This is a genomic window from Kitasatospora sp. NPDC089913, from assembly GCF_044748625.1.
Taxonomy (GTDB): Bacteria; Actinomycetota; Actinomycetes; order Streptomycetales; family Streptomycetaceae; genus Kitasatospora.
Genome location: NZ_JBIVGI010000025.1, coordinates 44,533 through 66,532, shown reverse-complemented (window position 1 = coordinate 66,532; position 22,000 = coordinate 44,533). Strand labels below are relative to the sequence as shown.

At 75.1% G+C, this 22,000-nt stretch carries 17 protein-coding genes and 2 pseudogenes; 3 read left to right on the top strand and 16 right to left on the bottom strand.

The features are described 5' to 3' along the window. Nucleotides 1-254 precede the first annotated feature (254 nt). From ACIPYS_RS30390 to aceA, 3 genes are all read right to left on the bottom strand, one after another. Entirely contained in the window at nucleotides 255-1,121 is an 867-nt protein-coding gene (locus ACIPYS_RS30390; protein ID WP_400752089.1) for a 3-hydroxybutyryl-CoA dehydrogenase, read from the bottom strand. Between the two features lie 42 nt (nucleotides 1,122-1,163). After that, nucleotides 1,164-2,786 carry a malate synthase A gene (gene aceB / locus ACIPYS_RS30385; RefSeq protein WP_400752087.1) on the bottom strand — a complete coding sequence of 541 codons (1,623 nt, stop codon included), beginning with the start codon at nucleotides 2,784-2,786 and terminating at the stop codon, nucleotides 1,164-1,166. Nucleotides 2,787-2,996: 210 nt separating this feature from the next. Further along, on the bottom strand, nucleotides 2,997-4,292 hold the full coding sequence (gene aceA, locus ACIPYS_RS30380; protein WP_400752084.1) for an isocitrate lyase: 1,296 nt from the start codon (nucleotides 4,290-4,292) through the stop codon (nucleotides 2,997-2,999). 470 nt (nucleotides 4,293-4,762) lie between these two features. Between aceA and ACIPYS_RS30375 the strand changes: the two genes are divergently transcribed. Together ACIPYS_RS30375 and ACIPYS_RS30370 are read left to right on the top strand one after the other, a co-directional pair. Beyond that, nucleotides 4,763-6,187 (top strand): short-chain fatty acyl-CoA regulator family protein, encoded by a 1,425-nt coding sequence (locus ACIPYS_RS30375; RefSeq protein ID WP_400752081.1) that lies wholly within the window; start codon nucleotides 4,763-4,765, stop codon nucleotides 6,185-6,187. Between the two features lie 101 nt (nucleotides 6,188-6,288). After that, on the top strand, nucleotides 6,289-6,843 hold the full coding sequence (locus ACIPYS_RS30370) for a hypothetical protein (RefSeq protein ID WP_400752244.1): 555 nt from the start codon (nucleotides 6,289-6,291) through the stop codon (nucleotides 6,841-6,843). A gap of 6 nt (nucleotides 6,844-6,849) precedes the next feature. Here ACIPYS_RS30370 and ACIPYS_RS30365 read toward each other — a convergent pair whose 3' ends face one another. The 10 genes and pseudogenes from ACIPYS_RS30365 to ACIPYS_RS30320 all read right to left on the bottom strand — a co-directional run bounded on the left by ACIPYS_RS30365 (nucleotide 6,850) and on the right by ACIPYS_RS30320 (nucleotide 18,626). Further along, nucleotides 6,850-8,478: an amidohydrolase gene (locus tag ACIPYS_RS30365; protein WP_400752078.1), complete on the bottom strand. Its 1,629-nt coding sequence runs from the start codon at nucleotides 8,476-8,478 to the stop codon at nucleotides 6,850-6,852. Next, a complete protein-coding gene (locus ACIPYS_RS30360) occupies nucleotides 8,478-9,383 on the bottom strand; it encodes a PaaX family transcriptional regulator C-terminal domain-containing protein (protein WP_093864683.1) in 906 nt (301 codons plus the stop codon). Before ACIPYS_RS30360 ends, ACIPYS_RS30365 begins: the two co-directional genes overlap by 1 nt. An 85-nt stretch (nucleotides 9,384-9,468) precedes the next feature. Beyond that, on the bottom strand, nucleotides 9,469-10,230 hold the full coding sequence (locus ACIPYS_RS30355; RefSeq protein WP_093859079.1) for an Asp/Glu racemase: 762 nt from the start codon (nucleotides 10,228-10,230) through the stop codon (nucleotides 9,469-9,471). Nucleotides 10,231-10,264: 34 nt separating this feature from the next. Beyond that, nucleotides 10,265-11,164 carry a fumarylacetoacetate hydrolase family protein gene (locus ACIPYS_RS30350; RefSeq protein ID WP_400752073.1) on the bottom strand — a complete coding sequence of 300 codons (900 nt, stop codon included), beginning with the start codon at nucleotides 11,162-11,164 and terminating at the stop codon, nucleotides 10,265-10,267. A gap of 16 nt (nucleotides 11,165-11,180) precedes the next feature. After that, nucleotides 11,181-12,296: a cupin domain-containing protein gene (locus ACIPYS_RS30345; RefSeq protein ID WP_400752070.1), complete on the bottom strand. Its 1,116-nt coding sequence runs from the start codon at nucleotides 12,294-12,296 to the stop codon at nucleotides 11,181-11,183. Continuing rightward, a complete protein-coding gene (locus ACIPYS_RS30340; RefSeq protein ID WP_093859076.1) occupies nucleotides 12,293-13,297 on the bottom strand; it encodes a carbon-nitrogen hydrolase family protein in 1,005 nt (334 codons plus the stop codon). The genes ACIPYS_RS30345 and ACIPYS_RS30340 overlap by 4 nt, the downstream gene beginning before the upstream one ends. Further along, a complete protein-coding gene (locus ACIPYS_RS30335; RefSeq protein WP_400752065.1) occupies nucleotides 13,294-15,786 on the bottom strand; it encodes an FAD-dependent monooxygenase in 2,493 nt (830 codons plus the stop codon). The genes ACIPYS_RS30340 and ACIPYS_RS30335 overlap by 4 nt, the downstream gene beginning before the upstream one ends. Then, nucleotides 15,783-16,127: pseudogene (locus tag ACIPYS_RS30330) on the bottom strand (acyl-CoA thioesterase); the annotation flags it as partial. The gene ACIPYS_RS30335 and the pseudogene ACIPYS_RS30330, both read right to left, overlap by 4 nt. A 96-nt stretch (nucleotides 16,128-16,223) precedes the next feature. Next, nucleotides 16,224-17,834, bottom strand: a pseudogene (locus tag ACIPYS_RS30325) (AMP-binding protein); the annotation flags it as partial. A gap of 138 nt (nucleotides 17,835-17,972) precedes the next feature. Continuing rightward, nucleotides 17,973-18,626 carry an MBL fold metallo-hydrolase gene (locus ACIPYS_RS30320; protein ID WP_400752062.1) on the bottom strand — a complete coding sequence of 218 codons (654 nt, stop codon included), beginning with the start codon at nucleotides 18,624-18,626 and terminating at the stop codon, nucleotides 17,973-17,975. Between the two features lie 104 nt (nucleotides 18,627-18,730). Between ACIPYS_RS30320 and ACIPYS_RS30315 the strand changes: the two genes are divergently transcribed. Then, complete coding sequence (locus tag ACIPYS_RS30315; RefSeq protein WP_400752059.1) at nucleotides 18,731-19,690, top strand: GlxA family transcriptional regulator; 960 nt, start codon at nucleotides 18,731-18,733, stop codon at nucleotides 19,688-19,690. On the opposite strand, the gene ACIPYS_RS30310 is transcribed toward ACIPYS_RS30315, so the two are convergent. From ACIPYS_RS30310 to ACIPYS_RS30300, 3 genes are read right to left on the bottom strand one after another with little or no spacing between them, the layout of a single operon-like run. Beyond that, the gene (locus ACIPYS_RS30310) at nucleotides 19,657-21,144 is read right to left on the bottom strand and encodes a phytoene desaturase family protein (RefSeq protein ID WP_400752056.1); all 1,488 of its coding nucleotides are present in this window, start codon (nucleotides 21,142-21,144) and stop codon (nucleotides 19,657-19,659) included. The two genes, ACIPYS_RS30315 and ACIPYS_RS30310, sit on opposite strands and share 34 nt — an antisense overlap. After that, nucleotides 21,141-21,263 (bottom strand): hypothetical protein, encoded by a 123-nt coding sequence (locus ACIPYS_RS30305; RefSeq protein WP_400752053.1) that lies wholly within the window; start codon nucleotides 21,261-21,263, stop codon nucleotides 21,141-21,143. The genes ACIPYS_RS30310 and ACIPYS_RS30305 overlap by 4 nt, the downstream gene beginning before the upstream one ends. A 5-nt stretch (nucleotides 21,264-21,268) precedes the next feature. Further along, nucleotides 21,269-21,988: a DsbA family oxidoreductase gene (locus tag ACIPYS_RS30300; RefSeq protein ID WP_400752050.1), complete on the bottom strand. Its 720-nt coding sequence runs from the start codon at nucleotides 21,986-21,988 to the stop codon at nucleotides 21,269-21,271. Nucleotides 21,989-22,000: the final 12 nt, after the last annotated feature.

The window sequence follows — 22,000 nt, the reverse complement described above, 5'->3', positions numbered from 1 at the left end:
CGGGCGGAGGCGGGCCCGACCGGGCCCGCCTCCGCCCGACCGTGACACCTTCGGCCGCGGCGGGCGGCGCCGCGGCCGGGGGGCGGAACGGTCTTCGGCATGCCTGCGCTCTTCGTCGGCAGGAGGCGCGGTTTGCACCCGGACTCCGGCGGCGGGCACCGCGCTGAGCGGGCAGCCGGTGACGGTCGGGGCCGTCAAGTTCGGCGAGGTCTGTCCGTAGCGCGGGCGCCGGCCCGTCGGGGGGCGAGGAGTCGTCAGCCCGCCCGGTGGGAGTGGAAGCCCCGGCCGGTCTTGCGGCCGAGCAGGCCCGCTTCGACCATGCGGGTGAGCAGGGGCGGGGGTGCGTACAGAGGCTCCTTGTACTCGTCGTACATGGACCCGGCGATGGCCTGGACGGTGTCGAGGCCGATCAGGTCGGCGAGTTGGAGCGGGCCCATCGGGTGGGCACAGCCGTGGACCATGCCGGCGTCGATGTCCTCGGCACTGGCGTGCCCGGCCTCGGCCATCCGGATCGCGGACAGCAGGTAGGGGATCAGCAGGGCGTTGACGACGAAGCCGGCGCGGTCGCGGGAGCGGATGACGTGCTTGCCGAGCACCTGCTCGGCGAAGGTGTGCACCCGGTCGAGGACGGTCGGGTCGGTGTGCAGGGAGGAGACGAGCTCGACCAGCGGCATCACCGGGGCGGGGTTGAAGAAGTGCAGGCCGAGGACGTGGGACGCCCGGCCGGTGGCGATGCCGAGACGGGTGACCGGGATGGCGGAGGTGTTGGTGGCGAGGACGGCGTCGTCGGCGGCGAGCACCTTGTCCAGGGCGCCGAGCACCTCGGTCTTGACGCGCTCGTCCTCGACCACGGCCTCGACCACGAGCTGGCGGTCCGCGAGGGCCTCGAGGTCGTCGGCGAACAGCAGGTGCGCCCAGGTGTCGGTGCGCTGCTGCTCGCCGAGGCGGCCGCGGTCGACGGCGCGGTGCAGGGAGCGGTCGATGCGGGTACGGGCGGCGCGCAGGGCGGCCGAGCCGCGTTCGCAGACGACGGTGTCCAGGCCGGCCCGGGCGAAGACCTCGGCGATGCCGGCGCCCATCTGGCCGGCGCCGACGACGGCGACCCGTCGGATGTCGTTCATGGCGTCCTACCTTTCAAGGGTGGTGCCTTTCCGGGAGCGGCGTCAGACGGCCGTGGCAGCGGTGGCGGTGGTGCGGACGAGGTGGCGTGCGTACGCCTCGGTGGTGAGGAAGGCGGGCAGCTCGGCGCCGAGGGCGGTGTCGACGAGGATCCGGGTCGCGTCGTCCAGCAGTTCCGGGTCGGTGCCCTCGGCGAGCAGGGCGGCCCGTTCCCGGTCGATCAGCCGTCGCACGAGGTCCGGGGTGGCGAGCGAGCCGCCGGTGAGCCGGGTGCAGTGGTGCTGCCACTGCCAGAGCTGGCAGCGGGCGATCTCGGCCGTGGCGACGTCCTCCATCAGGCCGAACACGGCGACCGCGCCGGTGCCGCCCAGCCAGGCGGTGAGGTAGCGCAGGGCGACCGCGACATTGGCGCGCAGCCCCTGCTCGGTGGGCAGGCCGACGGAGAGCCGGTGGACGCCGAGCAGGTCCGCGGCGGTGACCTCGACGTCCTCGCGGGAGCGGTCGAGCTGGTGCGGCCGGTCGCCGAGGACGGTGTCGAAGGCGGTGCGGCAGGTGCCGACCAGTCCCGGGTGCGCCACCCAGGAGCCGTCGAAGCCGTCCCCGGCCTCGCGCTCCTTGTCGGCGCGGACCCGGGTGAGGGCCGCTTCGTTGGCGGCGGGGTCGCGCTGCGGGATCGCCGCCGCCATGCCGCCGATGGCGTGGGCGCCGCGCCGGTGGCAGGTGCGCACCAGCAGGTCGGTGTAGGCGCGCATGAACGGCTGGGTCATGGTGAGGGAGGAGCGGTCCGGGAGGACGAACCTCGGCCCGTGCTGGGCGAAGTTCTTGATCAGGCTGAACAGGTAGTCCCAACGGCCGGCGTTGAGGCCGGCGGCGTGCTCGCGCAGCTCGTGGAGGATCTCGTCCATCTCGAACGCGGCGGTGATGGTCTCGATCAGGACGGTGGCGCGGATCGTGCCGTGCGGGATGCCCAACTCGGCCTGGGCGACGGTGAAGACGTCGTTCCACAGCCGCGCCTCGAGGTGGTTCTCCAGCTTGGGCAGGTAGAAGTAGGGGCCGGAACCGGCCTCGATCTGCGGCCGTCCGCAGTGGAACAGGTAGAGGCCGAAGTCGACCAGGGCGCCGATCGCGGGGCTGCCGTCGATCAGCAGATGGTGCTCGTCGAGGTGCCAGCCGCGCGGGCGGACCACGATGGTGGCCGGGTCGTTCCCGACGAAGTACCGCTTGCCCTCGGGCGTGGTGTCGTCGATCCGGCGCTCGATCGCGTCGATCAGGTTGAGCTGGCCGGTGACGAGGTTGTGCCAGGTGGGGGAGGTGGCGTCCTCGAAGTCGGCGAGCCACACCCTGGCACCGGAGTTGAGCGCGTTGACGGCCATCCGGCGCTCCGGGGGGCCGGTGATCTCCACCCGGCGGTCGTGCAGGCCCGGCCCGGCCCCGGCCACCCGCCAGCTGTCGTCCTCCCGGACGGCGCGGGTCTCCGGCAGGAAGTCCAGGGTGCCGCCGGCGGCGAGGGCGTCGGCCCGGCGGCGCCGCTCGGCGAGCAGTGCGGTGCGGCGGGCCGCGAACGGGAGGTGCAGGCGGGCGACGAACTCGAGGGCCTCGGGTGTGAGGACCTCCTCGAAACGGTCCTCGGGGGCGCCGAGGACCTCGATACGGGTGGGCAGGCTCATCCGGTTCTCCTGGGGGCGGTCGGGGGGCCGCCCGGGGCCCCGTCCCTCAACGGGGGCTCCGGGCGGCGCGGCGGAAGGCGGCTCGTCCCCGACGAGGCCGCCGGGAGGGCTCGGTGGAACGGGACCGGCGGGGCGGTCCGGGGGCGGTCCGGTCCGGCGGGGCGGGCCGACGGAACGGGGCCGGTGGAACGGTCCGCCGGCCCTCCGGTCTCAGTGGAACTGCTCGGCCTCGGTGGAGCCGGTGAGCGCCAGCGTCTCCGCGTTCGGGTTGAGCGCCGTGCTCACCTGGTCGAAGTAGCCGGTACCGACCTCGCGCTGGTGCTTGACGGCGGTGTAGCCGTCCGGCACGGCCGCGAACTCGGCCTCCTGGAGGTCGACGTAGGCGGTCATGCCGTGCTCGGCGTAGCCGCGCGCCAGCTGGAACATCGAGTGGTTGAGCGCGTGGAAGCCGGCCAGGGTGATGAACTGGAACCGGTAGCCCATCGCGCCCAGCTCCCGCTGGAACTTGGCGATCCGGTCGTCGTCCAGGGCGGCCTTCCAGTTGAAGGAGGGCGAGCAGTTGTAGGCGAGCATCTTGTCCGGGTGCTCGGCCTTGATCGCCTCGGCGAACTCCCGGGCCTGGGCGAGGTCCGGGGTGCCGGTCTCCACCCAGATCAGGTCCGCGTACGGGGCGAAGGCCAGGCCCCGGGAGATCACCGGGGCCATGCCCGGCTCGACCCGGTAGAAGCCCTCGGCGGTGCGCTCGCCGGTGCAGAAGCGGGCGTCGCGCTCGTCCACGTCGGTGGTGAGCAGGTTGGCCGCGAGCGCGTCGGTGCGGGCGACGATCAGGGTCGGCACGTCGGCGATGTCGGCCGCGAGCCGGGCGGAGTTGAGGGTGCGGATGTGCTGCGCGGTCGGGACCAGCACCTTGCCGCCCAGGTGGCCGCACTTCTTCTCGGAGGCCAGCTGGTCCTCGTAGTGGATGCCGGCCGCACCGGCCGCGATCATGCCCTTGGTCAGCTCGAAGGCGTTCAGCGGCCCGCCGAAGCCCGCCTCCGCGTCGGCGACGATCGGCACCAGCCAGTCCGGGCCGCCGTCGGTGCCCTCGACGGCGTCGATCTGGTCGGCGCGCAGCAGCGCGTTGTTGATCCGGCGCACCACCTGCGGCACCGAGTCGGCGGGGTAGAGGCTCTGGTCGGGGTAGGTCTGCCCGGCCTGGTTGGCGTCGGCGGCGACCTGCCAGCCGGACAGGTAGATCGCCCGCAGCCCGGCCTTCACCATCTGGACGGCCTGGCCGCCGGTGAGCGCGCCGAGGGCGTGGACGTAGTCCTGCTCGTGCAGCTGCTGCCACAGCCGCTCGGCGCCGCGCCGGGCGAGGGTGTGCTCCTCGCGGACCGAACCGGCCAGGCGGACCACGTCCGCCGCCGTGTAGCTGCGCTCGATGCCCGCCCAGCGCGGGTCGGACGCCCACCGGGCGGCCAGTTCCGCCGTGCGCCGCTCCTGCTGCTGCCGTACCGACTCGGTCATGGTGATCCGCTCCCGGGCTCGTTGCCGTGTGCTGTCAGAGGTGTGCTGTGAAACGTGTGCTGTGAAACGTGTGCTGTGAAGGGATGTGCTGTGAAGGGATGTGCTGCGAAGGATGTGATGCCCGCCACCAGGAGGGCGGGTGCGGCCGGGGTACCGGGCGGGCGGTACTGCACCGCGGGACGTGGATCCGCCGGGGACGGCCACCAACACCCGGCTCGTGGCCGGTGGTTGGTGCCGTCCGGGTTCGGGACCCGGCCGCAGAACGACTCTGGCAGGCCGGCGGGGGTGCCGTCACCGCTGGACCGGTGCCAAGTTCTGCGAAGCCGGAACGGCGAATCGGCGAAGTCTGCGAAGACCGGGGCGGGCCCGAACGGGATAGGGTCCGTGCTCGGCCCCGCCGGTGGTGCCCCACGGGCGGGGCCGGGACGGACCCCAGGGCGGGCGCCCGTCGACCAGGGAGGCCGGGACACATGGGCAGGACCTTCGCCGGGGCGCGGCTGCGCCGGCTGCGCGAGGAGCGCGGCCTCAGCCAGGCCGCACTCGCCCGGCTCCTCGACCTCTCGCCCAGCTACCTCAACCAGCTGGAGCACGACGCCCGCCCGCTGACCGTCCCGGTCCTGCTGCGGCTCACCGAGGCGTTCGGCGTGGAGGCCGGCTACTTCGCCCCGCCCGACACCGCCCGGCTCACCGCCGAACTGCGCGACTCCCTGGGCGAGGAGGTCGCCGCCGGGCGGATCACCGCCGGTGACCTCGCCGAGCTGGCGCAGCGGCTGCCCGCCGTGGCCGCCCTGCTGCTCGACGTGGACCGCCGCCGCCGCAGCGCCGCCGAGCAACTCTCCCTGCTGGCCGAGGACCGCGGCCCGGCCGCGGGCCTCACCGAGGCCCGCACTCCGCACGAGCAGGTCCGCGAGTTCTTCTACCGGCGGGCCAACTACGTCGACGAACTCGACCGGGCGGCGGAGGAGCTGGCGACGCGCATCGGGATCCGCCGGGGCCGGGTGCGGACCGCGCTGACCGACCGGCTGGCCGAGGCGCACTCCGTCCGGGTCAGCACCGGGCCGGGCGGGAAGGACGACCGGCTGCACCACTTCGACCCGGTCGGCCGCACCCTCCACCTCTCGCCCCGGCTGCGGCCCGGCCAGCAGGCGTTCCGGCTCGCCACCCAGCTCGGCTACCTCGAGCACGACGCGCTGCTCACCGAACTCGCCGCGCAGGACGGCCCCGAGGGCACCCCGGCGCACGCGCTCACCCGGATCGGGCTGGCGAACTACTTCGCCGCCGCGCTGGTGCTGCCCTACCGGGTGTTCCACGACGAGGCGGAGACGTCCCGCTACGACCTGGAGCACCTGGCCGACCACTTCTCGGTCGGCCACGAGACGGTGTGCCACCGGCTCAGCACCCTGCAGCGGCCCGGTCTGCGCGGGGTGCCGTTCTCCTTCGTCCGGGTCGACCGGGCGGGCAACGTCTCCAAGCGGCAGTCCGCCACCGACTTCCACTTCTCCCGCACCGGCGGCACCTGCCCGCTGTGGAACGTCTACGAGACCTTCGCCGCCCCGGGCCGGGTGCACGTCCAGGTGGCCGCGATGCCGGACGGCCGCCGCTATCTGTGGACCGCCCGCGCCGTCACCCGGTCGCCGGGCGGCTGGGGCCGCCCCGGCAAGACCTTCGCCCTGGGGCTGGGCTGCGAACTGCGGCACGCCTCGCGGCTGGTGTACTCGGCCGGTCTCGATCTGACCGACGAGGCCGCGGCCACGCCGATCGGCCTCGGCTGCAAGGTCTGCGAACGGACGGCCTGCCCGCAGCGCTCGGCCCCGCCGATCGGCCGCCCGCTCGCCGTGGACGAGCACAGCAGCACCTTCGCGCCCTACCCGACCGGCGCCGGCGACACCTTCTGAGCGACGGCCCCGTCCGTCCGGCCGGGGGCGGCCCGTCCGGGTAGCCTGCCGGGGTGCACGGGTTCGGGGTGACGGAGTTCCAGTTGGTCCTGCTGCGACGGATGGCGGACTTCCGGCCGGAGCTGGTCGAGGACGCGGTCCGCCGGCTGGGGGAGACCCGGGCGGGGATGCGGGAGGCGAACAAGCGCTGGCAGGCGATGCTCAGGGCGCCGGGGTTCCCGGGCGGCGGGCGTCGGTACACCGCCGTGCTCGGGCCGCCGGAGGCGGTGGTGGCGCGGCGGATCGGGGATCTCGCGTGCTCCGCCCGGCAGTGGGCGCTGCCGCTCTGGCCCGGGTTGCGGTTCGAGGTCCTGGCCGGTCCCGCCGAGGCGGGCGCGCCGGTGCTGAACGCCTGGCTGGTGCGGGCCGCGGACACCCCGCCGCCGGTGCTGCGCACGCTCGCCGACCTGGAGCCGTGGAGCTGTGTGGTGGCCGATCTGGGCGCGGCGTTCCCGCCCGCGGTGCCGCGCGAGGGCAGTGCGCCGAACCGGTTCCGGCTGGACTTCACGGCCCCGGACGCCGAGGGCCGGCCGCACGCCCGTACGGCGGACTTCACCTGGGGCCTGCTCCAGGAGGTGCGGCCGGCCGGCGACCCCGCGCGTCCGGCCGCGGACTGACCCGCCTCAGCGCCGGTGGACCGTGCGCCCGCCGACCACCGTGCGGTCGGGCAGCAGCGTCCGCAGCTCCTCGACCGGGCAGCTCAGCGGGTCCGTCGGCCACAGGGTCAGATCGGCGAGGGCACCGGGCCGCAGGGCGCCCCGGTCGGCGCTCTCCCCGGTCAGCCGGGCGGCCGCCGAGGTGTGCAGCGCGATCGCCTCGGACCGCTCGATCGCGTGCTCCGCCCCGACCACCCCGGCCACGGTGCGGCGGGTGGTCATGCCCCAGACGGACAGCATCGCGCCGTACGGCCCGACCGGGAAGTCCGAACCGGCGGCCAGCATCGCGCCCTCGTCCAGCCATTCGCGCAGCGGGAACAGCGCGCGGGTGCGCTCCTCGCCCCAGGCCCGCTGCTGGGTGGGGGCGCCGTCGTGCAGCAGCGGGTGCTGCACGGTCACCGGGATCCGGAGGGCGACGGCCCGGGCCCGCTGCTCGGCGCGGGCGAGCCCGCCGTGCTCCACCACCAGGGTGCCGGCGGGCAGGCCGGGGCGGCGCGCGAGCACCTCCTCGAAGACGTCGAGCAGGGTGCGCAGTCCCCGGTCGCCCCAGGCGTGCACGCCGACCCGCAGTCCGCGCCCGACCACCCGGTCCACGGCGTCGGCCAGCTCCTTCGGCTCCCACAGCAGCCGGCCGTGGTAGCAGGGCTGCCCCTGGTAGGGCTCCTCGAGGGCGCCCGCCTCGAAGCCGCCGTCGATGCCGAACTTGACTCCCCAGACCGAGAGCCGGTCGTCCTCGTGGCCGGCGGCCCGCCAGGCGTCGACGCGGTCGAGCAGGGCGTCCACCTCCTCGGGGGTGCGGACGGCGAAGCCCGAGACCAGCGCCCGGACCCGGACGGCGAGGGCGTTCGCGTCGCGGGCGGCGCGCAGCACGTCGAGGTCCTCGACCGGGACCAGGCAGTCGCGGACGGTGCCGATCCCGGTGGCGGCGTACGCGGCGGAGGCGGCGCGCAGTCCGTCGATCCGCTCGGTGGGGCCGGGCCGGGGCAGGACGCGTTCGGCGAGCTCGATCGCTTTGTTGATCAGGCGACCGGTGAGCCGGCCGTCGGCGTCGCGCTCGATCACGCCGCCGGGCGGTTCGGGGGTGGCGGCGGTGATGCCGGCGAGCCGCAGCGCGGCCGAGTTGAGCACCATGTTGTAGGCGCCGCGGCGGACCAGGACCGGGTGGCGGTCGGTGGCGCTGTCCAGCTCCTCGGTGGTCGGCATCCGCTGCTCGGCGAGGTTCATCTCCTGCCAGTTGACGGTGGTGGTGATCCACTCGCCGGCGGGGGTGGTGGCGGCCCGTTCGCGGACCAGGGCGAGGAACCCGGCCAGGTCGGTGGCGCGGTGGACGGGGACGCCGTGCACGCTGTGTCCGGCGAGGACCAGATGGGTGTGGGTGTCGTCGAAGGCGGGCAGCACGGTCGCGCCGGGCGCGTCGACGACCTCGGTGGCGGGGCCGATCAGCCCGTCCAGGCCGTGCGGGTCGGCGGCCAGCGCGGTGATCCGGTCACCGGTGACGGCGACGGCGCGCCGCGGCGGCTCGCCGGGGACGAGGGTGTGCACGGCGGCCGCGCGCACCAGCAGGTCGGCGGGGGGCCGGTGGGGCTGCGGGGTCATCACTGCTCCTGGCGGTGGTGGGCGGCGGTCACCAGCCCGGTGACCTCTTCGACGTGGCGCAGGCTCGGCCCGGCGAGCAGGGTGTGGAGTCCGGTGAAGACGGCCCGGGCGGCGACGGCGTTCCAGTCGGGCGGCAGCAGCGGGGCGGGCAGCCCGGGGTCGAGGTAGGGCAGCCGCCGCCACTGGGTGAGCATCGGGACGTAGTCGCGGAACGCCTCGGCGGGCGCGAGGCCGGGGCCGTCGGAGCCGCGGTCGCTGCCGGAGCCGTCCGAGCCCCGGCCGGTCCCGGCTTCGCGCGCGTCGAGGACGGGCCGCCAGGTGTCGGTGAACGCGGCGTACTGGCCCTCGATGGCCGGGAAGTCCCACCAGGCGGCGACGGCGGTGCGCAGCTCGGTGAATCCGGCGTACTCGGCGGAGAGGAAGAGGTGGACGTACGCGTCCAGACCGAGGCGTTCGAGCAGGCGCCGGGCGTCGGGCAGGACCCGGGCGGGTGCCAGCCAGACGCCGGGGGCGGCGTTGCCGAACCCGAGCCAGCTGAGCCGGGAGCGCAGGGTGTGGCGGTGGGCGCGTTCGGACTCGGGGACGGAGAAGACGGCCACCACCCAGCCGTCGGCGAGTTCGGCGGGCTCCAGGCTGCGGAAGATCCGGCGGTCCCCCTCGTCGAACACCGGGCCCATCGCGGGGGAGAGACGGTAGCCGGTGCCGGACCCGCCGCCGCGCTCCTGGAGCAGGGTGCCGGCCTTCTTGAGACGGGAGATGGCCGAGCGGACGGCGGGTGCGTCGACGTCCAGCTCGGCCATCAGGGCGATCAGGTCGGCGATGGATATCCAGCCGCCGAGCCGGCGGACGAACTCGCCGTAGACGGTGTGGATCAGCGAGCTCGGCCGGGGCGTGCTCTCGGTCATCCGGATCTCCTCCCGACGGCTCGTGGTGATCATAGCGGTGGCTCCCGGCGGGGCGGGGCGGGTGCCCGCCCCGCCGCGGGCCGGTTCAGGACTCCGCGAACGCGCCGGAGAGCAGGTGGCCGGCGCCGGGGGCGAAGGCCGGCAGGCCGAGGGCGCGCAGCAGCTGGTGGGTGGTGCAGACGGCCGCCGAGACGACCGGTTTGCCGAGCCGCTGCTCGGCCTCCTCGATCGCCGACAGCGAGGGCATCTGCACACAGGCGGACAGCACCACCGCGTCGGCCCGGCTGTGCGCGAGGCCGGCCGCGATGGCGGGGAGCTTCGCCGGGTCGTGGGCGGCGACGTCGAGGTTGTCGGCGATCTCCAGGGCCGCGAAGTCCACCACCTCGATGCCCTCGTGGCCGAGGTAGTCGACCACGGTGCGGGCCAGCGGGCGCAGGTAGGGGGTGACGACGGCGACCTTCCGGGCGCCGAGCGTGTGCAGCCCGGTCACCAGCGCGCCGGCACTGGTGACCACGGGCGCGGCCGCGCCGTTCTCGGCGGTGCGCCGGTGCAGCCGCTGCTCGGCCTCCCGGTGGTAGCCGGGACCGGTGGCCATCACGGCGACCAGGCAGGCGTAGCCGAGCACGTCGACCCGGGCGTCCGCGAGTTCGGCGGCGCACCGGTCGGACTCGGCGTCCATGGCGCGCAGTTGCTCGGGGGTGACCCGGGTCATCCGCATCCGGCTGGAGTGGAAGGTGAAGCGCTCGGGCGCGACCCGCTCGCGGGCCCGCAGCAGGGCGGGGACCTCGGTCTCCATGGTGACGTTGGAGCTCGGGACGATCTGGCCTATCCGGTAGCTGGTGGTCATCGGGGCGGGCTCCTCTGCGGGGGTGAGCGGCCGGTCAGCGGGCGTCGACCACGGGGTTGGCGAGCGTGCCGATCCCCTCGACGGTGGCCTCGACCAGGTCGCCGGGCCGGAGGAACCGCGGGGGCACCATCCCGGCGCCGACGCCGGACGGCGAGCCGGTGGCGATGACGTCGCCGGGTTCCAGGGTGACGCCGGAGGAGATGTCGGAGATCAGCCGGGCGATGCCGAACAGCATGTGGCGGGTGTTGGAGTCCTGCCGCAGTTCGCCGTTGACGCGCAGCGACAGGTCGAGCCGCTGCGGGTCGGGGATCTCGTCGGCGGTCACCACGACCGGGCCGAACGGCGCGTAGCTGTCCTGGCCCTTGGAGAAGAACCACTGGCCGGAGCGGCGCTGGTCGCGAGCGCTGATGTCGTTGACGATGCTGTAGCCGAAGACGTGCCGCAGCGCGTCGGCCTCGGCCACCCGGAGGGCGGGAGTGCCGATGACGACGGCGAGTTCGCACTCCCAGTCGAGCTGCTCGGTGAGTTCGGCGTTGTGCAGGATCGGCTGGCCGGGGCCGGTGACGGCGGTCGAGGGCTTGCTGAACAGCACCGGACGGTCGGGCAGTTCGCGCTCGGTGTCGAGGGTGCGGTGCGACTCGGCGACGTGCTCGACGTAGTTGAGCCCGACCCCGACGATCTTGCCGGGCCGCAGCGGGGCGCGCAGCGACACCTCGGCGAGCGGGCGGAGGTGGGCGGGACCGGCGCCGTCGAGCAGGTCGCGGACGGCGGCCAGGGCCGGTTCGCCGGCCGCGACCAGTCCCAGCAGGTCGGGGGGCAGCCGGACGCCTGCGGCGGCGGCCAGGGCGGACAGGTCGGCGACCCGGTCCCCGGCGAGCAGGGCGCCGGGGCGGGGGGTGTCGTCGCCGGGGAGGCAGTAGGTCAACAGCCGCATGGGTGTGCGCTCCTGGTCACGGGGTGGTGGTGGGCTGGTGCCCGTCGTGCTCCGGGTAGGGCTCCTCGCGGTACAGGCCGAGCGAGTGCATCACCGGGAAGTCGTTGAAGGAGAACAGGCAGGCGTCCTCGCCGGGGTCGAGGTTCGCGTGCTCGTGCCAGGCCCAGGACGGCACCACGAAGATGTCGCCCTGCTGCCAGGTGAAGCGGTGGCCGGCGACCACCGAGACGCCCCGTCCCTTGGCGGCGGTGTAGACCACCGAACCGGTGTGCCGGTGGGCCCGGGTGGCCTGGCCGGGGCGCAGCAGCTGGAGGTGGGCGCCCATGGTGGGCATCACCGAGCCGCCGGTGACGGGGTTGGTGTACTCCATGATCACCCCGTCCCAGGGCGAGCCCTCGGTGGCGCGGGCGAGCCGGGTGAGCGCGTGGTAGCTGGGCTCCCAGGGCCAGCCGAGCAGCGGCGAGTACGGCCGGGTCCACTTCTCGACGCCGTACGGCAGCAGGTTGCCGCCGTAGCTGAGCAGGGAGGAGTTGGCCACCGGCCCGGGCCGCTGGTACAGCTCGGGGTGCACCTCGTAGAAGTTGGCGTCGAGCATGTTGACCAGCGGGATGTCGAGGCCGTCCTGCCAGATCACCGGGGCGTCCTCGGACTCGTTGCCGTGCTCGTGCCAGGCGCCGTTGGGCGTGATCGCGAAGTCCCGCGGGCCGACCTCGAGCTTCTGGCCGTCGACGATCGTCCAGGCGCCGGTGCCCTCGTGCACGAAGCGCAGCGCGGAGGCCTGGTGGCGGTGCGCGGTCATCGCCTCGCCGGGGCCCATGATCTGCAGGCCGGTGTACAGCAGGCCGACGGCGGCGCTGAGTTCGCGGCGGCCCGGGTTGACCAGCATGACCACCCGGCGGCCGGCGTCGTCGGCCCGGACCAGCGGCAGCGCCTTGCGGACCAGCGGCCGCAGGTCGGCGTAGCGCCAGAGCACCGGCACCGACTTCGGCTGCGGGTACCAGGGCTCGATCTCGTTCGCCACGGTCCACAGCGCGCCCGCGTCGACCTTGGCCAGCTCTTCGTAGTAGGCGGCGAGTTCGGCGTTCTCGGCGACCCGGGCGCGGCCGATCCGGGCGTCGTCGTAGTCGGTCATTCCTCCTCCTTCGGGGGCGGTTCGGGAAGGGTCAGCGGCCGCAGCGGGCGGTTGTCCACGTGCAGCCGGAAGACGTCGAAGCGGTTGTAGTGGCCGACGATGTCGTGCATCTGCTTGGGCCGGACGCAGTCGCCGAGGTCGATCTCGGCGTACACGATCCCCTCCTCGTCCACCAGCGGCTCGGTCACCGCCCGCCCGTCGGGCCCGAAGATTCCGGACAACGCGCTGCGCGGGCGGGCGAGTTGTTTGCGGAGCTGCTGGTCCTCACCGGCGACGGCGTCGACGATCTCCGGCGAGATGGTGGAACAGGACACCACGGTGAAGACCTTGCCCTCGAAGCAGTGCGCGGCGGCGCGCAGTGCGATCGCCTCCGCCATGTCGTAGTCCTCGGGGGCGACCGGGAGCGCGATGTAGCAGGCGGCGTGGACGAGTTCGCCCTGCGCGAGGAGGGTGAACCGGGCCAGTGGGTTGGTGTTCTCGCCGCAGGCCAGCGCGCCGAGCGGGCCGACGGCGGTGTCGTGGACCCGCAGGGTGCTGCCGTCGCCCGGGGTCCAGGTCAGTTTCTCGGCCCAGGTGGGGACCAGTTTGCGATGCACGCTCAGCAGTTCGCCGTCGGCGTCGACGACCAGCACGGTGTTGTACAGCACCCCGAGACTGTGCCGCCCGCGCTCGTTGACGCCGATCACCAGCACCACGCCGGCCCGGCGGGCGGCGGCGCGCAGCGCGTCCACGTACGGGCCCGGCACGTCCACCGAGGCGCGGTAGAGGCGCTCGTACCAGGGCGAGCCCTGGACCGGGTTCATGGTCCAGTTCCAGTACGGGTAGCCGGGGACGAACACCTCGGGGAAGACCACCAGGGTGGCCCCGTGCTCGGCCGCCTCGTGGATCAGCGCGACCGCCTTGGCCACGGTGGCGGCGGGGTCCAGGAAGACGGGCGAGGCCTGTACGGCGGCGGCGGTGAAGCGCGGGCGCCGCAGCGCGGCGGCGATCGGCTCGGTCATCGTTCCTCCTCGGTGCGGTCGGGGTACCGGGTCGGGTCGGCGCCGCCGGGCCGCCAGCGACGGTGCACCGGGGGCCCGGGCTCGCGCACCAGCCGCAGCCTCGGCGCCACCCGGTCGGAGCCCGGCCCGGGCGGGCGCCGGCTGCCCGCGGCCCACGGGCCGGGCCAGCGGGCGCCGGGGCCGTTGTACCCCTGCTCGGCGGCGGCATGCAGGGTCCACAGCGGGTCGTGCAGGTGGGCCCGGCCGACCGCGACCAGGTCGGCCCGACCGGCCAGCAGTACCGAGTTGGCGTCGTCGTGCCCGGAGATCGCGCCCACCGCGACGGTGGGCAGGCCGGTGGCCGCGCGCACCAGCTCGGCGAACGGCGTCTGGTAACCGCGCCCGTACGGCGGCCGCTGGTGCGCCACCACCTCGCCGGTGGAGACGTCCACCGCGTCGGCCCCGCCGTCCCCGAGGGCCCGGCAGATGGCGACGGCCTCCGGCTCGCCGGTGCCGCCCGGCGCCCAGTCGCTCGCCGAGATCCGCACCAGCAGCGGCCGCCCGGCCGGCCAGACCGCGCGGACCGCCGCCAGTACCTCAAGCGGCAGCCGCAACCGCTGGGCGAGCGGGCCGCCGTAGCGGTCGGTGCGCCGGTTGGTGAGCGGCGACAGGAAACCGGAGAGCAGGTGGCCGTGGCCGAACTGGAGCTCCAGCACGTCGAAGCCGATCCGCGCCGCCCGCTCGGCTGCGGCCGCGAAGTCCGCTGCCACGGCGGCGAGTTCGATCTGATTGGCCTCGTGCGGCCGGAGGCTGTCGGCGTCCCACGGCAGCGGCGAGGCGGCCAGCAGCGGCCAGCCGTCCGCGCCCAGGGGGCGGCCGATCCCGTCCGGTCCCGGTACCGAGGTGGCGGCCCGCCGCCCGGCGTGGGTGAGCTGGATCCCGAGCGGTGTGTCGCTCACGGCCCCGACGCCGGTGACGAGTTCGCGCCAGGCCGCCTCCTGCCGGTCGTTCCACAGGCCCGGGCAGTGGTCGGTGGCCCGGCCCTCCGGCGTGACCGCCGCCATCCCCGCGATCACCAGCCCGGCGCCGCCGAGCGCGTGCGCCGTCAGCTGGGCCCGGTCGAAGGCACTGGGCAGCGTGTCGGGCGAGGTGAAGGTGGCCAGCGGCGGCACCACCACCCGGTTGCGCAGCTCCAGCGCGGCCAGCTCGAGCGGCCGGAACATCGGCGGCACCGCCGTCCCGGCCGGATCGGCACCGCCCGCGAACGCCGCCTCCACCGCCGTGACGAACCCGGGGTCGCGGGCCCGGAGGTTGCCGTAGGTGACCCGGCGGCTGCGGGTGAGGAGGTTGAACGCGAACCCGTCGGCGTCCTGCCCGGTCCGCCGGTCGATCGTCTCGAACCACTCCAGGCTGGCCTGCGCCGCCCGCTGGGTGGACTCCACCACCGGCCGCCGCTCCGCCTCGTAGGCCGCCAACGCCTGCTCCACCGTGGGCTGTTCGCCGAGGCTCGCGGCCAGGGCGAGGGCGTCCTCCAGGGCCAGCTTGGTGCCCGAGCCGATCGAGAAGTGCGCCGAGTGCGCGGCGTCGCCGAGCAGCACCACGTTCCGGTGCCGCCAGGTGGCGTTGCGCACCGTGGTGAAGCGGATCCAGCGGGAGGCGTTCGGGATCAGCCGGTGCCCCTCCAGGTGCGGGGCGAGCAGCTCCGCGCAGCGCCGCACGCTCTCGTCGTCGCTCTCGCCGCGTGCGAACTCCCGGTCGGCCAGGGCCTCGAAGCCGCCCCGGCGCCAGGCGTCCTCGGCGATCTCGACGATGAACGTCGACCGCTTCGCGCTGTACGGGTAGGCGTGCACCTGGAGCACCCCGAAGTCGAAGCGCTCGACGAGGAAGGTGAAGGCGTCGAAGACCTTGTCGGTGGCGAGCCACATGTAGCGGGCGTGCCGCTCGTCCAGCTCGGGCCGGAAGGTCCCGGCGTACGCCGCGCGGGTCGCCGAGTGGATGCCGTCGGCGGCGACCACCAGGTCGTAGTCCTCGGCGAGCCGCCCGACCGGGGGAGCCGGGGTGCGGTAGCGGACGTCCACCGCCAGCTCGTCGCAGCGCCGTTGCAGGATCGCGCGCAGCCGGTTGCGGTCCAGCGCCGCGAACCCGTGGCCGCCGCTGGTGCGCACCTGCCCGGCGTACCGGACGTCGATGTCGCTCCAGCGCGCGAACTCGGCGCCCAGCGCGGCGAACACGGCCGGGTCGGCCTGCGCGATGCCGTCCAGCGTCTCGTCGGAGAACACCACCCCGAAGCCGAACTCGTCCTCGCGGCCGTCCCGTTCGAAGACGGTGATCTCCCGCTCCGGGGCCAGCTGCCGGGCCAGCGCGGCGAAGTAGAGCCCGCCCGGACCGCCGCCGATCACCGCCACCCGGCGGGCGGTCGCGGTCGCGGGGTTGCCGCCGGCCGCGGGGTGGCCTCCGCTCGCCGGTCCGCCTCCGGCCCCGGTCGAGGGACCGCCTCCGGCCCCGGTCACCGGACCACCTCCGGCTCCTGCCGCCCGGCCCCGGTGAGCGCCCGGCGCACCGGCTCCGGCCAGGGCTCGGTGCCCTTGGCGTGCGGTGCGGCGTGCACCACCGACATCCGCCCGCCGGCGGCCGGGCCGTTCGGGCCGTGCACCTCGAAGGCGTAGTGCAGGGAGGAGCCGCCGATCCGCTCGACCCGAAGGTCGACCCGGACCAGGTCGCCGAACCACAGCCGTTCGCGGTAGTCGGCCTCGAAGTGCACCCGGGGGATCCGTCCGAACAGCCCGTCCAGGCCCAGCCGGCGCAGCAGCGTCGCCTCGGCGGCCTCGGCCCAGCGCTGGACGGCCGAGAAGTGGTAGTGCCCGGCGGCGTCGGTGTCGGACCACTCGACCCGCCGCTCGACGGTGACACTGGCCGGTTGCGGCCCGGCCGCGGCCTCCGTGGCGGGCGCCGCCCGGCGGCGCAGCTCGGCCCGGGCCAGCTTCCCCGTCGCGGTGCGCGGCAGCGCTTCGACGAACTCGACCGAGCGCGGGTACTTGTAGGGCGCGATGGCCCCCTTGACGTGCTCCTGGAGCGCCCGGACGGTGTCCGGCCCGGGGACGACACCCGCGCGCAGCACCACATAGGCCTTGACCACGGTGCCACGCCGCTCGTCGGGCGCCCCGACCACCGCGCAGTCGGCGACGTCGGGGTGGTCGGCGAGCACCTGCTCCACCTCGGGCCCGGCGATGTTGTAGCCGGAGGAGACGATCATGTCGTCGTTGCGCGCCCGGTACCAGAAGTACCCGTCCGGGTCGCGCACATAGGTGTCCCCGGTGAGGTTCCAGCCGTCGCGCACGTACTCGTGCTGACGCTCGTCGCGCAGGTAGCGGCAGCCGGTGGGGCCCTTGACCGCGAGCCGCCCCGGCTGTCCGTCCGGCACCGGGCGTCCCGACTCGTCGAGCACCGCCGCCCGGTAGCCGGGGACCGGGCGGCCGGTCGAGCCGGGGCGGATGTCCCCGTCGGCGGCGGAGATGAAGACGTGCAGCAGCTCGGTGGCACCGATGCCGTCGATCAGCCGCTGCCCGGTGGCCTCGCGGAACGCCTCCCAGACGGCGGCCGGCAGGTGCTCGCCGGCCGAGACGCACCGCCGCACCCCGGCCAGCCGGTCGGCGAGCCCGGCGGCGAGGATCGCCCGGTAGGCCGTCGGCGCGGTGAACAGCACGTCGACCCCGTGCCGGTGGACGTGCTCGGCCAGCTGCTCGGGCGTGGCCTGCTCCAGTAACAGGGTGGCCGCGCCGGCCCGCAGCGGGAAGACCACCAGACCGCCCAGTCCGAAGGTGAAGGCGAGCGGCGGGGTGCCGGCGAACAGGTCCTCGGAGGTGGGCCGCAGCAGGTGGCGCGAGAAGGTGTCGGCGTTGGCGAGCACGTCGCGGTGGAAGTGCAGAGTGGCCTTGGGCCGTCCGGTGGTGCCGGAGGTGAAAGCTATCAGCGCGACGTCGTCGGCGGCGGTCGGGACGGCGGTGAACGGACCGGCCGCCGCGGCGCAGCGGGCGGTGAGGTCCTCGGGCCCGGGGCCGCCGTACGGCAGCACGGTCAGCCCGGGTGTGGTGGCCTGCTCCAGCTCGGTGAGGAAGCGGTGGTCGCAGAGGGCCAGTACGGGCGCGGCGACCTCGTGCAGGGCGGTCAGTTCGGCCGCCCGCAGCAGCGGCATGGTGGTCACCACCACCCCGCCGGCCTTCAGGACGCCGAGCCAGCAGGCCACCAGCCAGGGCGCGTTGGGCCCCCGTAGCAGGACCCTGTTGCCGGGTACCAGGCCCAGCGGTCCGGTCAGCAGCCGGGCCACCGCGTCGGCGTGCCCGCGCAGTTCGCCGTACGTCCACACGGCGTCCGGCGTGACCAGGCAGCGCCGGTCCGGGCCGTACCGCTCGATCGTCGCGTCGAGCAGCTCGTGTGCGCAGTTCAATCGGTCCGGATAGGCCAACTCCGGTAGGTCGAAGAGGAATTCGGGCCACTCCTCGAAGGGTGGCAGGTTGTCGCGACAGAACGTGTCCACGTGCGCGGAGGGCGAGAGCTCCATGGGTGGGCCACCTCATCGGGCGAGCGGGAGTGAGGCAAGTATCGCGCTTCGGTGACGCCAGTCAAGAGAGCGATACATACATTCGGCCCAGCCGCGCCTCCGGCCCCCGCCGCTGCCGCCCCCGCTCCGCTGCTACCGCTACCTGGGAGTGGATCCGTCGCCGCGGAAGGGAGCACCGTGACCGGGCACGATCAGGTCCGCGGCGGCCAGCACCCGCAGCCGCGAGGCCCGCAGGACCTCGCGGTCCGGAGCCACCGGGTCGTCCGCCGGTCCGGCCGCGTGCCACCACAGGTCGCCGGCGAACGCGACCACGCCCTGCGCCGTCCCGGCCAGCAGCGTGATGTCCTCGGCGCTGTGCCCGGGCGTGCGGATCAGCCGGAGGGACGGCGTGAGCTCGTACCCCTCGGCGTCCCGGTTGGTCCACTCGTGCCCCCGGTACTCGACCCGGTGGTCGTGCACCCGGGCGCGGCCGAAGAGGCCCACGTTCATGGTGTTGTCGGGGTGGTGGTGGCTGAGCACCACGTCGGTGATGTCCTCGGGGCCGAGCCCGAGCGCGGCCAGCGGGCCGAGGATGTCGTCCTGGCTCGCGACCATGCCCGGGTCGAAGATCACATGCCGTCCGGCGTCCGTGACGTAGGAGACGGTGGCGGCGACCCCGGGACCGGTGGAGCCCACGTAGCCGGTGGTCAGGACGTGGAAGGCGGCGCTGCGGCCGAGCGGGGCGTCGGCCGGGAGTGCTGTTGCGGTCGGAGCGTTTGCGAGCGGGGCGTTTTCGAGCGGTGCGTTCGTCATGCGTCGATCCTGTCGAACGCCCATGCCCCCGACGAGTGGCACAGATGCCAGTGATCGCAGGAAAGATGCCAGCCTCCCGCCGCCCGCTGTGCCACACTCCGCGGATGGCCCCCTTCACCACCGTCGCCGCCTACGTGCCACCCGGTGCCGGCATGCTCGCCGTCGGCATCGTCGCCGAGGTCTTCGGCCCGCACGGGGCGGAGCTGCCGGGCTTCGACTTCACCCTCTGCGCCGACCGCCCCGGCAGCGTCGACACCGACCTGGGCGTGCCGCTGGCGATCACGCACGGCCTGGACCGGCTCGCCGCCGCCGACCTCGTGCTCGCCCTCCCCGGCGCCGGCTTCCGCACCCCGCCCCCGCCCGCCGTCCTGGACGCCCTGGTGGCCGCCCACGACCGCGGCGCCCTGGTCGCCGCCCACTGCGTCGGCGCCTTCGCGCTCGCCGCCGCCGGACTGCTCGACGGCCGCCGCGCCACCACCCACTGGCGCTTCGCCGGACTGCTGGCCCGCAGCCACCCGGAGGTCACCGTCGAACCCGAGGCGCTCTACCTGGACGACGGCCGGATCACCACCGGCGCCGGCGCCGCCGCTGGCTTCGACCTCTGCCTGCACCTGGTCCGGCGCGAACACGGCGCGGCCGTCGCCAACCACATCGCCCGGGACATGGTGCTGCCCTCCCACCGCGACGGCGGCCAGGCCCAGTACCTCGCCGCCCCGGTGCCCGAGGACGGCGAGGACGAGCGACTGGCCGAACTGCTCGGCTGGGCCCGCGTCAACCTCCACCGGCCGCTGCCGGTCGACGAACTGGCCCGCCGCGCCGTGATGAGCAAGCGCTCCTTCCTGCGCCGCTTCACCGCCGCCACCGGCACCACCCCGCACGCCTGGCTCGGCGAGCTGCGCCTGACCGCCGCCGAGGAACTCCTGGAGACCACCGACCTGCCGGTCGAGGAGATCGCCCGCCGGGTCGGCTACGGCAGTGCGGCCGTCCTGCGGGAGCGCTTCGTCCGCCGCCGCGGCGTCCCGCCCCGGGTCTACCGCCGCTCCTTCTCCCGCTCCTCCGGGTGACCGGGGCCCGGGCCCCGGCCCCGGTCACCCGCGCCTCGCCCCCGCAGCCGGCGCAGGGCCGCCTCCGCCGCGTTGGCCCCGCACATGCCGTGGACGCCGGGCCCGGGTGGGGTCGCCGCGGAGCAGAGGTAGTGGCCGGGCAGCCCGGTGGCGTAGGGGTGGAGCGTGGCCCGCGGGCCGAGGACCAGCTGGCGGACGTCCTTGGCGCCGGTCATGATGTCGCCGCCGACGAAGTTGGGGTTGCTGGCCTCGAAGTCGGCCGGGCGGCGGACGCTCAGACCGAGGACGCGCTCGCGGAAGCCGGGGGCGAAGCTCTCGATCCGGGCGATCACCGCCTCGGTGGCGTCCCCGGTCCAGCCGTGCGGCACATGGGCGTACGTCCAGAGCGGGTGGACGTCGCCCGCCGAGCGGCCGGGGTCGGCCAGGTACTGCTGGCCGACCAGTACGAACGGCCGCTCCGGCATCCGCCCGGCGGTGACGTCGCGCTCGGCGGCGGCGGTCTCGGCGAAGCTGCCGCCGAGGTGGACCGTCCCGGCGCGGCGGGCGGGTTCGGCCGTCCACGGCACCCCGCCCGCCACCGCGAAGTCCACCTTGAAGGCGCCCGGGCCGTGCCGGAAGCGGCGGTAGGCGCGGGCGGTCCGGGGCGGCAGGAGGTCGCCCAGGATGTCGGCGACGGCGCCGGGCGCGAGGTCGTACAGGACGAGGTCGGCGGGCGGCAGCTGTGCCGCCGAGCGGACCGGGACGCCGGTCTCGACGACCCCGCCCAGTTCGGTGAGCAGTGCGGCCAGTGCCCGGGTGATCGCCCCCGAGCCGCCGACGGCCACGGCCCAGCCGTACCGGTGCCCGGCGGTCAGCAGCCCGAGACCCACGGCGGCGCTGAGCGGCCGGTCCAGCGGTCGGAAGGCGTGGGCGGCGGCCCCGCCGAACAGCGCCCGGGCCCGCTCCCCGCCGAAGGACCGGGCGACGGCGGTGGCCGGCAGCAGGGCCGGCCCGCCGAACCGGGCGAGCCGCAACGGGTGGCGGGGGAGGCGCAGCAGCGGGCCCATCAGGTCGTCGGCCAGCCGGTCGTACCCCGCGACCGGCCCCTCGAACAGCTGCCGCCAGCGCCGGCCGTCGGCACCACCGAGCCCGGCGGCCGTCGCGGCGACCGAGCGGTGCAGCACCCCGGCCGTGCCGTCCGCCAGCGGGTGCGCGCAGTCGATCTCCGGCAAGCGGAACTCCAGCCCGAAGCGCTCCAGGCCGAGGCCGCGCAGGAACGGCGAGCCGACGGTCATCGGGTGGACGGCGGAGCAGTGGTCGTGCAGCAGCCCGGGCACGATCGCCTCCCCGCTGCGCGCCCCGCCGCCGATCTCCCCGGCGGCCTCCAGCACGGTCACCCGCACACCCGCCTGCGCCAGCCGGACGGCAGCGGCGAGCCCGTTGGGCCCGCCGCCCACCACTACCGCGGTAGTCATGCGGCCAGCATGCCGCATCCGCCGCCGGTCGGCGTCACCGCCGTCACCGCCGTCACCGCCGTCACCGCCGTCACCGCCGTCACCGCCGTCACCGCCGTCACCGCCGTCACCGCCGTCACCGCCGTCAGTGCCGCGGCACCTCGCAGCCGTCCGGCCCGCAGACCTCGCCGGTCTCCGCCCCGCCGGCGAGGCCGACCAGGGGGAGCACCGGGCGGCTGTCCCAGGCCTGCTGCAGGGCGGCGGCGAAGGTGTCGGCCGGCTGCGCGCCCGAGACGCCGAGCCGCCGGTCGAGCACGAAGAACGGCACCCCGGTGGCGCCCATCGCGCTCGCCGTCGCCTCGTCCTCGCCCACCGCCTGCGCGTAGGCGTCCGGATCGGCCAGTACCCGGGCCGCCGCCGCCCCGTCCAGACCGGCCTCGACCGCCAGCTCGGCGAGCCGCCCGGGCGCGAACGCGGACCGCTCGTCGGCGAAGTTGGCCCGGTAGAGGGCGTCCAGCAGCTCCGCCTGCCGCCCGTGCTCGGCGGCGAAGTGGAGCAACCGGTGCATGTCGAAGGAGTTCGCGGCGTCGCGCCCCGAGCGCAGGTACGCCAGCCCCTCGGCCTCGGCGTTGTCGGCGATCCGCTGCTCCGCCGCCTCGGCCTGCTCCAGCCCGAGCCCGTACTTGGCGGCGATCAGCGGCACCACCGGCCGGGCCTCCTGCGGTGCCCTGGGGTCGAGCTCGAACGACCGGTGGACGACCTCCACGGCGTCCCGGTGCGGGAAGCGCTCCAGGGCCCGCTCGAACCGCGCCTTGCCGATGTAGCACCACGGGCAGTTGATGTCGCTCCAGATCTCGACGCGCACGGGTCGCTCCTG